Source organism: Anaerosporobacter sp. (genome assembly GCF_031551385.1).
GTDB lineage: Bacteria > Bacillota > Clostridia > Lachnospirales > Lachnospiraceae > Anaerosporobacter.
In genome coordinates, this window is record NZ_JAVBNS010000252.1 from 1 (window position 1) to 14,092 (window position 14,092).

Annotated in this window: 9 protein-coding genes; 6 read left to right on the forward strand and 3 right to left on the reverse strand. The window is 34.3% G+C overall.

Annotation, left to right across the window (positions count from 1 at the left end):
- Positions 1 to 1,412: aminopeptidase (locus tag RMR19_RS18800; RefSeq protein WP_310605039.1), on the forward strand; the 1,412-nt coding region annotated here is incomplete at its 5' end.
- Between the two features lie 66 nt (positions 1,413 to 1,478).
- Here RMR19_RS18800 and RMR19_RS18805 read toward each other — a convergent pair.
- Complete coding sequence (locus RMR19_RS18805) at positions 1,479 to 2,144, reverse strand: YesL family protein (protein ID WP_310605040.1); 666 nt, start codon at positions 2,142 to 2,144, stop codon at positions 1,479 to 1,481.
- A 446-nt stretch (positions 2,145 to 2,590) separates the two neighbouring features.
- Between RMR19_RS18805 and RMR19_RS18810 the strand changes: the two genes are divergently transcribed.
- The 5 genes from RMR19_RS18810 to RMR19_RS18830 all read left to right on the forward strand — a co-directional run bounded on the left by RMR19_RS18810 (position 2,591) and on the right by RMR19_RS18830 (position 10,481).
- On the forward strand, positions 2,591 to 3,547 hold the full coding sequence (locus tag RMR19_RS18810; protein WP_331654795.1) for an ABC transporter permease subunit: 957 nt from the start codon (positions 2,591 to 2,593) through the stop codon (positions 3,545 to 3,547).
- Between the two features lie 18 nt (positions 3,548 to 3,565).
- On the forward strand, positions 3,566 to 4,492 hold the full coding sequence (locus tag RMR19_RS18815; protein WP_310605041.1) for a carbohydrate ABC transporter permease: 927 nt from the start codon (positions 3,566 to 3,568) through the stop codon (positions 4,490 to 4,492).
- Between the two features lie 141 nt (positions 4,493 to 4,633).
- Positions 4,634 to 6,463 (forward strand): extracellular solute-binding protein, encoded by a 1,830-nt coding sequence (locus RMR19_RS18820; protein WP_310605042.1) that lies wholly within the window; start codon positions 4,634 to 4,636, stop codon positions 6,461 to 6,463.
- Between the two features lie 404 nt (positions 6,464 to 6,867).
- The gene (locus RMR19_RS18825; protein WP_310605043.1) at positions 6,868 to 8,955 is read left to right on the forward strand and encodes a methyl-accepting chemotaxis protein; all 2,088 of its coding nucleotides are present in this window, start codon (positions 6,868 to 6,870) and stop codon (positions 8,953 to 8,955) included.
- Positions 8,956 to 9,014: 59 nt separating this feature from the next.
- The gene (locus RMR19_RS18830; protein ID WP_310605044.1) at positions 9,015 to 10,481 is read left to right on the forward strand and encodes an alpha-L-fucosidase; all 1,467 of its coding nucleotides are present in this window, start codon (positions 9,015 to 9,017) and stop codon (positions 10,479 to 10,481) included.
- A gap of 79 nt (positions 10,482 to 10,560) precedes the next feature.
- On the opposite strand, the gene RMR19_RS18835 is transcribed toward RMR19_RS18830, so the two are convergent.
- Together RMR19_RS18835 and RMR19_RS18840 are read right to left on the reverse strand one after the other, a co-directional pair.
- Positions 10,561 to 12,144, reverse strand: a complete 1,584-nt coding sequence (locus RMR19_RS18835) for a response regulator transcription factor (protein ID WP_310605045.1) — start codon at positions 12,142 to 12,144, stop codon at positions 10,561 to 10,563.
- Positions 12,137 to 13,951, reverse strand: a complete 1,815-nt coding sequence (locus tag RMR19_RS18840; RefSeq protein WP_310605046.1) for a sensor histidine kinase — start codon at positions 13,949 to 13,951, stop codon at positions 12,137 to 12,139. Before RMR19_RS18840 ends, RMR19_RS18835 begins: the two co-directional genes overlap by 8 nt.
- Positions 13,952 to 14,092: the final 141 nt, after the last annotated feature.

The window sequence follows — 14,092 nt, forward strand, 5'->3', positions numbered from 1 at the left end:
TTACGGAAAATGAAATAAAAACAGCGGAGTATATGAACCAATTGAGTCAAGAAAAGATAGATGCGATGGCATTTACCTATACAGAAGGTTATAGAATAGGATTTATCTGTGCGAATATCGACCTTTCTAAAAAAGGTATCGTGAATGTTCGTTATGAAATTGGTTTTGAGCGTATGGTACGTGCGGCTATTAAACAATTTGAAAAGTTAGGATTAAAACCAACAATTCGAAGAGCAGGTGTGAACAAGTTCAATAAACAATACGATTATGACCATCGTTTTGATTATGCATTATTTTTTGATAAAGCGTATGTTGAGAAGAGACTTGCGCATTTAAGAAAAGCGTATGAAGCATTCAAAGTGCAAGCATCGTTATTTGCAGGGCCAGCAGTAATTGAAACATTTGGTGAGAAACCGTTTACGCCAGTAAGTAAGCTAGCTTGTAACAAATTAAGTGATAAGCAACAGAAATTAGATGTAGAGTTCAGTCGAGATTCACGATTACTTATGAATGAATATATCAAAGGTGATGAGAGAAGCTTTACAATAATAGCGTATCCAGTACCTGAGATTGGTGAAAATTTCGAAGAAATCTTTGATGAAACAGTAAAGGTAAATACACTAGATTATAACCTATACAAAGAGATTCAACAGAAGTTGATTGATACATTAGACCAAGGCGAATATGTCCATATCTTAGGAACAGGCGTAAACAAAACAGATTTAAGAGTAATGCTACAAGAGATTGCTGATCCGAGCAAGCAAACAGGTTTTGAGAATTGTCTAGCAGATGTGAATATCCCTGTAGGTGAAGTGTTTACATCACCAAAACTTACTGGAACAGAGGGGGTATTGCATGTAAGTGAAGTATATCTAGGTGATTACAAATATATAGACTTAGCACTAACAATGAAAGATGGTAAAATCACGGAATATACATGTAAGAATTTTGAGCAAGAAGAAGAGAATCAAAAATTCATTAAAGAGAATTTACTATATAATCATGATACATTGCCAATGGGTGAATTTGCAATTGGAACGAACACAACGGCTTATGTAATGGGAAGAAAGTATGATATTCAAGACAAATTACCGATTCTTATTGCAGAAAAAACAGGCCCACATTTTGCAATGGGGGATACTTGTTTTAGTATGAGTGAAGACGTTGCCACACATAATCCTGATGGGAAAGAGATGATTGCAAAAGACAATGAATGCTCAATTATGAGAAAGACAGATATAACAAAAGCGTATTTTAATTGCCATACAGATATTACGATTCCATATGATGAGTTAGGAGAAATTGCAGTATATAAAAAGGATGGCGAGAAGATTACAATAATTGAGAATGGAAGATTTGTACTAGTTGGTACAGAAGAATTGAATAAACCTCTTGATGAGATGAATAAGTAATAGAAAAGGAAAATCCAATTTCGTGATTGCATGAAATTGGATTTTCCTTTTTGGATATATAGATACCTATTGAACGATTTCGTCATCTGGTAAAGCGATTTGTTCTTCTTCATTAATGATTTCATCTTCTGGTTCGTAGCATTTGAACACTTTAACAAATTGATAAGAGTTTACATAGGCAAAGAACGCGAAGCCAAATACAACTAGGAAGATAGAGAAGATTGGGAATACATAGGCAATGACAACAATCAAAACATTAGTAATTGTAATGATTATAGTCTGTTTTAAATTCTGTAATGAAATAAAAAATGCATTCTTTATAGTTTGTTTTACGGTGTTATTAAATCTTGATAGAAGTGGAAACACATAAAAGAGTGTGAATGCATATAGAAGCAATGCGACTGAAACAAGTGTACCAAGAATGTTGCCTGTTGTTGATTTCATTGTGAACCAAAATGATACGTTGAATGTTAGTATTGCACCAACAAGAAACATGATTACCCATATAATTGTAGACTGTTTGAAGTTTTCTTTGAAAGAACGAAAGAAATTTCTTGCAATGTATCCATGTTCTTCCCTGGCAGTTTGCATTGTTACATAATGTAGAGCTGTGGTAGAAGCCCCGATTGTTACAATTGGAAGACAACAGATTAACCATAAGAAGTTAAGTAAGATGTAGTCTGCCAATGAGCTCATGAATTGAAAAAAAGGACTGTTTATATTTAGCTTCATTAAAGCACCTCCTAATAATATACGACTTGTAATTGCTACACGGATTGCTACACGTTTCATGCACTCACAATCCTAAAACACAAAACCTTTTGACCTTAGTATCATAGTAATCTAAAAAGTACAAGAATACAACAAGAATATACCGCTGAATTGTACAGTGAAAATTAGAGGATTGGATTTTTTCGATATCTAATTTGGATTGTATATTTTGCACAAAGGATTTGAAAAAGACACACAAAATCCATATTTATAGGCATAATACATGGATAATAAGGGACTTTTAGGGCAATCTATTAGTAAATGTGATGCGAAATTAGGAAGTCTAATTTTTAATATAGTCAATCTTGAATTATGATAGTATCAGTTTGCACAACAAAATGATAGAATCTAGTTACAAGTTAATCATAATTACTGAGTGGTTAATACATTTGCAGGGAGGAATGGACATGGAAAAGTCAGGGAAGTCCAATAAAGCAGTAGTAGTTGGACAAAAGAAAAAGACGATGGTACCATCGGGAATGAAATTGTTCTTATTAGTATTGCCGTTTTTAGTATTAGTATTTTTATTCTCATATTATCCACTTAACGGTTGGAGATATGCATTTTACGATTACAGAGCACCGTTAAAATTATCACAGTGTGAGTTTGTTGGTTGGAAATGGTTTAAGTTCTTATTTAGTAACTCAACACAAGTGTCGCAATTAATGAAAGTTTTAAGAAACACATTTGCAATGAGTGCACTTACCATTGTTACTTCGTTTTTACCAGTATTGTTTGCAATGTTCTTAAATGAAATCAAATGTAAATGGTTTAAAACAGTAGTACAAACATTAACAACATTACCAAACTTTATCAGCTGGGTTTTAGTATATTCAGTAGCATTCGCATTATTCTCAGATTCAGGTATGGTTAATACTTTACTTCAAAACATGGGAATTACTACAAACGTTGTTAAGTTCCTTGATAGTGATGCACATACTTGGATATGGATGCTTCTATGGGGAACATGGAAAGGCTTAGGCTGGGGATCAATCATGTATCTTGCAGCAATTGCTGGTACAGACCAAGAATTGTATGAAGCAGCAAGAGTTGATGGTGCAGGAAGATTCCGCTTAATGAGACATATTACATTGCCAGCATTAATGCCAACGTTCTTCGTATTATTAATGATGTCAGTGGCAAACTTCTTAACAAATGGTTTAGATCAATACTTCGTATTCAGTAACTCATTCAACATGGAACATATTCAAGTACTTGACTTATATGTATACAAATTAGGTATTGGTTCGAACTCTATTCCATTAGCAACAGCAGTTGGCATGCTCAAGAGTTTAATTAGTGTAATACTATTCTGTGTAGTAAACTTTGTATCTAAGAAAACTCGTGGCGAGTCAATCATGTAGCAGGAAAGGAGAGTAATTATGTCGACAAAAGTAGAAATGAAAAAAAAGAAAAAACTGACTAAAGGTGATGTAACATTTAGCATTATAAATTACGGAGTATTCCTTCTGTTTACTATTATTTGTGCGTATCCTTTCTATTATTTAATTATTAATACAATTAGTGCGAACGATTTATCAGCGAATGGATTTATTAACTTTTTGCCACAAAAAATTCATTTAAGAAACTATATTGAGGTTCTTAAATTAAGAGGACTTTCAACAGCAGTATTTGTATCAATCGCTAGAGTAGTAATTGGAACAATAGCAACCGTGTTAACATCTGCATTCTTAGGCTTTATGTTTACACAAGATAAGATGTGGGGAAGAAAATTTTGGTATCGCTTTATTGTAATTACAATGTACTTCAATGCAGGTTTGATACCGATGTACTTAACAATGCAAAACTTACATTTAACTAATACATTCTGGGTTTACGTTATTCCAGGTATTGTTCAACCATTTAATGTTATTCTTGTTAAAACATATGTTGAATCAATACCAAAATCATTACAAGAAGCAGCAGAAATTGATGGAGCAGGTGTACTTAAGATATTCAGAAGAGTTATTTTACCTACATCAACACCGATTTTAGCAACAGTAGCAATTTTCTCAGCAGTTGGTCATTGGAACTCATTCCAAGATACATTAATCTATATTACTGACCAAAGCTTATGGACATTACAATATATGTTATATTCTTATATTAATCAAGCAAGTTCACTTGCAACATTAATTAAGAACAGTGTAGGTACAACACAGAATATGGCGGCACTAGCAACACAACAGACATCAACATCTGTACGTATGACAGTATCCGTAATCGTAGTTTTACCAATCTTATGTATTTACCCAATGTTCCAAAAATACTTTGTTAAAGGTATTATGATTGGTTCTGTAAAGGGTTAAGATGCACAATGTCATTCATGGTTGGCAGCAAAGATTGTTTGTTTGGAGATATAAACATGTTATCTGAATAAACAATCAAGCGCTAATTTTGAATATAGATTGTCTAGTAACATGGGCAACAACAAAAAGGAGGATATAGGTATGAAGAAAAAGGTAGCAAGAGTTTTATCACTTGCATTAGTTGTAGCAATGCTTGGTACAACAATGGTGGGCTGTGGTAAGAAAGAAGATAACAAGAAAAACAATTCTTCAGCAGACACAAAAACAGAAAACACAAAAACAGATAACACAGGGGATACTGCTAACACAGACACAACAGATACTACTGATACAGCAAAAACTTATGACAAGTTTATCACAGTTGATGTATTCTGTGCACAAGCAAACTATCAAGGTATTCAATCTGGTTGGTTTGCAAAAGTAGTAAAAGACAAATTCAACATGGAACTTAACATTATTGCACCAAACGTAGCTGGTGGTGGAGATACATTATTCCAAACTCGTTCAGCTGCTGGTAATTTAGGTGACCTTGTAATGATAGGTACAGAAAATGGTAGATTAGCTGATACTGCTGAAGCAGGATTATTAGTAGATTTAACAGAGATGGCAGCTAAGTCAAAATATGTTTCTCAATATACAGGAGCTATTGATGTAGCAAAGACTCTTTCAAATGATGGTAAATTATATGGAATTCCTTCATCAGTTTCTTCTCAACCAGCAACAAATCCTTCAGAAGGTCTTGATTTAACATTCGGAACTTACCTTCGTTGGGATTACTACAAAGAATTAGGATATCCAGAAATCAACACACTTGAAGATATCTTACCAGTATTAAAACAAATGCAAGACGCACATCCAACTTCTGATTCAGGAAAACAAGCATATGGTATTTCTTTATTCAAAGATTGGGATGGTAACATGATGTGTATGGGTAAACAACCAGCAACAATCTACGGATATGATGAACTTGGTTTCGTTTTCTCTAAAGCAGATGGTTCAGAAGATCAAAGTATTATTGAAGATGATTCAGAATACATCAGAGTATTAAAATGGTACTTCGATGCAAATCAAATGGGATTAGTTGATCCAGAATCAACAACTCAAAACTATGATACTTTATATGCTAAATACCAAGATGGTGCTGTATTATATTCTCCATGGCCATGGTTAGGTCAAGCAGCTTATAACACAGTAGAACATAAAGAAGCAGGTACAGGATTTATGTTCATTCCAGTTAAAGATCAAACAGTATTCTCATATGGTTGTACACCAAATGGTTCAGCTAAATATGTTGTAGGTATTGGTTCTAAAGCTCAAGATCCAGAAAGAATGATGGATTTCATTGACTGGTTATACTCACCAGAAGGTATCACTTACTCATGTGCTCAAACAGCAGGTACTTGTGGACCAGAAGGTTTAACTTGGGAAATGGTAGACGGACAACCTGTATTAACTGATTTTGGTAAAGAAGCTTTATTAAATGGTGATGGAACAGTTCCAGAAGAATGGGGCGGCGGATCATGGAAAGATGGTGCTTCAACTATCAACTTCTCAACTGTAATTACTACAGATATTAACCCTGAATCAGGATATGCTTATAACTATACATTATGGCCATCAGTAATCGAAATGAACTCTACACCAATTGATACAGATTGGCAACAACAAACAAATGCATTGTCAACTGTTGAATACGTAAGAAACAACAATCAAATTCTTGTTGCTCCTGGTACTGACTTCGTTGCACCAGTAGAAACTTCTGAAGTAACTACATTACGTAGCCAATGTAAAGCAATCATTGTTGAAAATTCATGGAAAATGGTATTTGCTAAAGATGAAGCTGAATTTTACAGCTTATTAAAGAACATGCAAGATACTGTTAAAGGTCTTGGATATGATGAAGTATTAGCTCATGACCTTGAATGTGCTAAACAACAAACTGCTTTACGTAATGCAGCTAGAGAACAATAATATTAATAATTATTTAATTCATTTGAATTAGATTTCCTAGATGATTGAATCACACTTGAAGATAACATATGTTAGTTAGGAGAGTGCTGAATCAATCATCTAGGGTTTTTTGGTTTATATTCTATAATATTTTGTAGTGAATCCAGAGGGAAAGATTTTGAAATTGGGTTTTGTACAAAGTATTATACTATTGAGAGATATGATATAAGAATATTGTGGGTTTTTGTTGTATTTTATTATGTAATAGTTGAAGTTATTGGTGATATGTAATAAAATGTATGTATGGGCGAACTATAAGAAAAACGGTGAGGTGATAAACAAAGGTAATATGATGTAGAGTGAAGTGGGGGAAATAATTAATGATTAGGGAGAAAAATGGGGATACTTTTCGGGAGGAAAGAAGAGTGAAAGGTAAAAATAAAAACGGTATGATAAAAAAGAAAACAGGAAAAGAAACTAAGGATATGAAGAGAAGTTCGAGTATTGGATTTAAACTAATAGTTGGCTTTTTAGTTCCAGTTGTATTTGTAATTGCGCTAGGTATTATTTCATATACGAAAGCATCCATAGGTATTATCTCAAAGCATGAAGAGGCTAGTATGCAAACCCTAGACTTAACGACACAGTATATCGAATTCGGTTTGAGTTCTGTTGAGTCAGCAGCGATTGAGTTTCAATTTGATGATATGACAACGAAGTATTTCCTAAACTATACTGGAGTAGAGAAGTTAGAAATTCAGACGATTAATACAACATTATTTAATAAGATGCATTCAAAGAAAGTATCCGATATCTTTATACAAGACATACATATTCTATCAGATATTGTGAATCCTATTTCTTCATCTGGAGTGAAAGCTGAAGAAAGTTATTCTGCATTAATGAATTCAGAAGAAGGAAAGAAGATAATGGAAACCACGCAAAAGAGTGGTTGGTTTGGATTTTGTGATGCAGTAGATGAATTATTTAAAGTGAATAAGGATAGATATGCGATGCGCTTTATACGTAAATTTGCGACGTCAAATTCAGCAATTGTAATTGATGTAAATGCAGAGACAATTGCAAGTATATTAGATAGTCTTGATTTTGGTGATGGTTCTTATGTTGCAATTGTAACGGCAGATGGCAGAGAAATTCAAGCAGATGAGTCAATAACAGAGATTATATTTGCAGATGAAGATTTCTACCTTGAGAAGTTAGATTCTGTAGAGGATTCAGGAAGCGAATATATTAATTATAACGGCAAAGAATATATGTTTATGCACTCTAAAATTGGCGAAACAGGAGCTATTATTTGTGCATTGATGCCAAAGAGCGTTATTACCGCTCAAGCAGAGGATATTAAGAATATCACAATTATTATTGTAGTGATTGCATGTATTGTTGCATTAGGATTAGGTGCAATTATTACATTAGGTATCAGTAAGGAAATTGCAAATACAATTAAGAATCTTAAATTAGTAGCATCGGGTGATCTTACCGTTAAATTCCGTACAAGACGTAAGGATGAATTTTTAATTCTTGCAAAGAATATTCAAGAGATGACGGATAGTATGAAAGAATTAATTAATAAGACGAAAAATCTAAGTGATACCGTTTCAGAATCATCAGTACAAGTAACGTCTTCAGCGAATACATTTACAAAGGCAACGAGAGAAATATCGGTTGCGATTGATGAAATCGAACAAGGTGTTAACCAACAAGCAAGTGATTCGGAAAATTGTCTTCATCAGATGGACCAATTATCACAAAGGATCGAGAATGTTAGTAAGAATACGTATGAGATGGAAACAATTGCGCAAGATACAAAATCTGCAGTTACATCTGGTACAGATAAGATGAAGGAACTTGAAACAAAAACAGAATCGACGAATACGATTATTAATCAAGTTGTAGAAGAAATTGCTGCGCTTGAGAAAAAGTCAGTAACAATTGGAAATATTGTATCTGTTATCAATGATATTGCAGAGCAGACGAACTTGCTATCTTTGAATGCATCAATTGAAGCAGCGAGAGCAGGAGAAGCGGGACGTGGATTTTCTGTTGTTGCAGATGAGATTCGTAAACTAGCAGACCAGTCAACGAATTCGGTTGCACAGATCCATGGTATTATTAGTGAGATTCAAGCAAGTGTACAGACAAGTGTACAGCATGTACGTGCGGCTGGAGAAGGAATGAGACAACAAAAAGATGCAGTAGATGATACAGAGAAAACATTTGGAGATATCAATTGTCGTGTAGAACAACTTGTTGAAAATATTAAGACGATTACGGAGAGTATATCTGATATTGAAGAAGCAAGAATGAATACGTTGCTTGCAATTGAGAGTATCTCTGCTGTTTCAGAAGAGAATGCGGCATCATCAACTGCAGTTAATGAAACATCGAAAGAGCAATTGCAACAAGTAGAGATGCTTGATAGTGCAGCAAAAGCACTTGATATCAATGCGAAAGAATTGGTAGATGCAGTTCAACAATTTAGAGTAAAGTAATAAAAGAATAGGTGTGACTTTAGATCTGCCGCAAGTACGAAAGGAGTTCATTCGAGAATATGGAAGAACAATTACAAAGAATTGATGAGGTTATAGCAAAAGGAAGATTTAAAGAAAACTGGGAGACACTCATGGATTTTGAAGTACCTACTTGGTTTAAGAAAGCCAAGTTTGGTATATTCATTCACTGGGGACTATATAGTGTACCAGCGAATTCGAATGAATGGTATTCAAGAAACATGTATATTGAGGGAATGCCAGCATATGAACATCATAGAAAAACATATGGACCACAGAATAAATTCGGATATAAAGACTTCATTCCTATGTTTACAGCAGAGAAGTTTGATCCAGATGAGTGGGCAAGTATATTAAAAGATGCAGGAGCGAAATATGTATTTCCTGTTGCAGAGCATCATGATGGCTTCCAGATGTATAAGAGTGAGATTTCTCACTTTAATTCATACGAGATGGGTCCGAAGAGAGATATTCTTGGTGAATTAAAGGAATCTTTCGAGAAGGAAGGTCTTACTTTCTGTACCTCGTCTCATCGTGCAGAGCACTGGTTCTTTATGGGACATGGAAAAGAGTTTGATAGTGATATTAAAGATCCTATGGTTCGTGGCGATTTCTATTGGCCAGCGATGCCAGAACCAGATAACCAAGACTTATTCAGCACTCCATATCCAACGAAAGAGTTTCTTGATGACTGGTTAATTCGTACTTGCGAGATTATTGATAATTACAAACCAAAAGTATTGTATTTTGACTGGTGGATTCAACATGAATCGTTCAAGCCATATCTTAGAAAATTAGCAGCTTACTACTATAACCGTGGTGAAGAATGGAATGAAGAAGTTGCAATTACGTACAAACATGATGCATTTATGTTTGGTAGTGGAATTGTAGAAATCGAAAGAGGTAAATTTGCAGACCAGAAACCATTCTATTGGCAAACGGATACAGCGGTAGCAAGAAATACTTGGTGCTACACAGAAGAGAATGACTATAAGAGCTCAAAAGAAATTATTATTGATTTAATAGATGTAGTTAGTAAGAATGGAAACATGCTGTTAAACATCGGGCCAAAAGCAGATGGTACAATTCCAGAAGGAGATGCGAAAATCCTTAGAGAAGTTGGAGCATGGCTAAAAGTGAATGGCGAAGCAATCTACGAAAGTAAAGTCTGGAGAAAAGCAGGAGAAGGCCCTACAAGAGAAGAGGAAGGTCAATTCCAAGATGCGAATGTAACAGAGTTCACAAGGGAAGATATTCGATTCACTGTAAGAGGAGAGGCTCTCTATGCAACATTCCTTAACTATCCAGCAGATGGAGAAGTAATCGTTCGTTCTTTAGCAGAAGCAAAAGACCAAAACAAACCAGAATTCCATGGCATTATCCGTGGCGTAGAAGTTCTAGGATTTGATGAAAAACCAGAATGGTCAGTAGATGGTAAAGGATTAGCAATTAAGACGAAAAACGTTCAAAGTGAATATCCAGTTGTAATGAAGATTATATTAGATTAAAGCAAAAGAAGAATAATTATATATCCTAAAATAAAGAAGCTGACTCAAAAAAAATCTTATTTTGGTCAGCTTCTTTCGTTTACTCTTCCTCTTGAATACCTTGTTGATTCCTATATTCAGCAGGGCTGATACCGACATATTTCTTGAATTTCTTGTGGAAGTAATCCACGTTCTTATAACCTACATTCTTGCTAATCTCGTATACTTTCAGATTATCTTGTAATAACATTTCCTTTGCTTGTGCGATGCGAACTTGGTCAACATAGGAATTAAAGTTAGAGCCAACTTTCTTGCTGAATACTTTGCCAAGATAAGAGCTGTTATAGCCAAACATAGGAGCTAATGTATCCAGTTTCAAATTGTTCTTATAGTTATAGCGAATGTAATATAGGATATCATCAATTACACTATCGCTAGAGGAGTTGCCAATAGCTTTAATTACCTCATCAAACTGTTCATCAAAATAATTGATAATCTCATATAGGTAACGAGAATGATGAATGAACTCAATAATCTCTGAATTGCTCTGTAATGGGATATCCTTATCACTATAATTTTGTTCAATCATATGTTTCAGTTGTAGGAAGATACCTGTTAAGAAGGATTGAATGGAATCAATGGATTCGTGAGAACAGAAGAGGTTGCTCTTGAGTTCGTCTAGTGACTGTTCAATTCCCTTACGGTTGTATGTCTGAATGTATTGATAAAGAGTCTCGCAATAATGTGACGAGTCTTTTTCTGTTATTGTATAAGTTAATTGCTCTAAGGTAGGCAATTGTGCAGGTGAGAGCATATGTTGATGCTTATCACAGAAAAATCTTCTGCCTAGTAGCGTTAAAGCATCATGGTAAGAGAAGTAGATGTCATTAATGTTTGATATAATACGTCCTGTTGCAATGAATAAGTTTGAAAATTCAGGCGCTCTTGGAGTTGCTTCCATATTAGCAAGAACAATATCAAATTGTTTAAGTAACATCTCACCTTTGATAATAACAACATCTTGTCCTGCTATGCTTACACGTTCGATGTTACGGCTCTTAACAGAGGATACGCGTAGTAACTTGCAGAATGTGTTATAGAAGTCAGTATCTTGTGGATAATATCCATCAAGAATAACAGCACGATAGCTGTCAGCAACTAAGTTTAAATCAGCAAGATTTAAATCGATAGATTCGGAATTGGCAATGCTTCCGAGGGTAGAAGATTTCCCTTCCTTAATCATATCTCGTAATATCGTATCCTTTGCCTTTTCGCGATAGGTTTCCATATTGGAACTATGTTGTCTTTCGCTCATAATTGTTTGGTGTATTGATTTAACGGCATCAAGAAGTTCATCTTCGTCGACCGGTTTTGTTAGATAGTAAGCAACGCCACAGCGAATGGCTTCCTGTGCATATTTAAAGTCGGAATATCCACTAAGAATAATGAATTGACCTTTAAACCCATCTGCTCTTGCGCGACGAGCTACTTCCGTACCATGTATTTTAGGCATTCGAATATCAAGAAGAACAAGATCTGGGTTAAGTGTTAGGATACTATCTAGGGTATTAACACCATTTGTACCTTCACCACATAAAGAAAATCCAAGTTCCTCCCAATCAAGAATGTTTTTGAGGCCTTCCCTAACGGTTGCTTCATCGTCAGCTATAAAAAGTTTAAGCATTTTGTAAATCCTCCCAATTGTAATGTAAAGGCAATATAATACTCACGGTAGTACCTTCGTTTGGAGTACTTGTTATAGCAAGACCATAGTCTTGTCCATAACATAGTTTTATACGTTGATAGATATTATATATTCCGATACTTGAGTGTGGTTTTTTATCACGTGAGTGTATTTTGGTTAATAGTTTATCAAGTTCGTTTTTTGTAAGTCCAATACCATTATCAGATACAGCAATGATAAGTACGTCATTGGAAGTATCTGTAGATACATCAATGTGGATTAGTCCGTGTTCTTCTACTTCTTCAAGACCATGTATAATTGAATTTTCAACAATAGGCTGAATAAGAAGAGACAGGATGTAATACTTTTCTGTATCAAAGCCAGGTTCAACAGTAATTTCATAATTAACTTTCTTACCAAATCTCAATTTCTGAATAGATAAGTAAACTTCAATATATTCCAATTCTGTCGCTAAACTAGTAGTAGTACCTGTACTCTCTAAGTTATGGCGCATATATTTACCAAGTAACTTTACAGCGGTAGCTACTTCTCTGTCTTTATTGGAAAATGCTTTCATTCGAATCGTTTCCAACGTGTTATATAAAAAGTGTGGATTAATTTGACTAGAGAGCATTTCAAATTCCATCTTTTGTTGATGGTTTTCTAGTTTTTGTTTACTAATCTTACCTTCGTAAATTTCCTTATCCATTGCTTTAATACTTGCAATCATGGTGGTTAAGTCAAAGTATACTTCGCTTAACTCATCGTTTCCAGTGAAGTTATCAATAATATTATAGTTTCCTCTACTAACCTTATGCATCTCTGAGCGAAGCGTGTTGATACGATTAGAAAAATGATTTGTATAGAGAATTACAATTAACAAAGGTACAAACATACTGAATAATAGTGTTCCAACACAAATAAGTAGAATTTTTCGTGTATCCTTGATTGCATTGGGGTCAATTGTTATAATATATAATTTGTCTTGGCTTTGAAGAGGTATTAATGTGGATAAATCTAAAAGAACTTCCTCGCCATTGTAGACAGAATTTCCTGTGTAAGTAGTATATTTTTGTGTGTAATCAATAGGAAAATCAAGTGTTTCATTCAAATTTCTATCATTACCGTAGAAGATAGGATCATTATTTACCGTAATAACCGTTTTAAGCGTGTTGTTATTAATACGCGATTTCAAATTGTTATTGCTGATATTTATAACAAGTATTGCATAATCACCCCTTTGAGTTATGGGAATACGATAGGAAAAAGATAACTCATTAGTAGGACTAGCACCTTTGGAATCCGTTACCATTTGTGTACGCCAGAGATAATTAGCTGTGTTAGAGGCCTCTTTAAACCAATCTGAGCGCTGAATCTCAGGTGTAACTTGTTTGAAATTCGAATAATCTTCTATGGTATCATTCATAGTATATAGAGTAATACTTGATAGTTCGGCATACCGAGAAGTATATTTTTTGAATTTGTCGTAATTACCGATTGCTACTTTCGCTTCTGATGAAGAAGAGTATGATTTGGAAAGAATTCTTTGTAGTTGCTCATCGGAGAAAACTTCATCCGCAATATTTTTTACAGAAGTAGTAATATCAAGAATGATGCTTCGAACACGTATATTATCAGAATTAACTTGAGCGTTATGGTGACGGTTCAAAAGTGTCTGCGTATTTAATATTAAATAACAGCCAATGAGAGTAACAGGAATTAGTATTCCGAACAGATACACAGAATAAAGCTGATTCTTAATTTTTAATGTAAATTTCTTTTTTAAATTAATTCGTAGTGCTGACACGGATAGTCTCCTTACTATTATTAAGGCGCTTCGAAATCCATTTTTATGATAGTTACTCATGAAAAACACCTTGCGATAGCACCATTTAGACAGTTATAGTTATTATACAATTAACATAATAGTTTGTCAATTTTGCTGAAC

Excerpts from the sequence above, each read along its gene's own strand:
- RMR19_RS18805 (WP_310605040.1), bottom strand. The coding sequence starts at position 2,144 with ATGAAGCTAAATATAAACAGTCCTTTTTTTCAATTCATGAGCTCATTG.
- RMR19_RS18810 (WP_331654795.1), top strand. The coding sequence starts at position 2,591 with ATGGAAAAGTCAGGGAAGTCCAATAAAGCAGTAGTAGTTGGACAAAAG.
- RMR19_RS18815 (WP_310605041.1), top strand. The coding sequence starts at position 3,566 with ATGTCGACAAAAGTAGAAATGAAAAAAAAGAAAAAACTGACTAAAGGT.
- RMR19_RS18820 (WP_310605042.1), top strand. The coding sequence starts at position 4,634 with ATGAAGAAAAAGGTAGCAAGAGTTTTATCACTTGCATTAGTTGTAGCA.
- RMR19_RS18830 (WP_310605044.1), top strand. The coding sequence starts at position 9,015 with ATGGAAGAACAATTACAAAGAATTGATGAGGTTATAGCAAAAGGAAGA.
- RMR19_RS18835 (WP_310605045.1), bottom strand. The coding sequence starts at position 12,144 with ATGCTTAAACTTTTTATAGCTGACGATGAAGCAACCGTTAGGGAAGGC.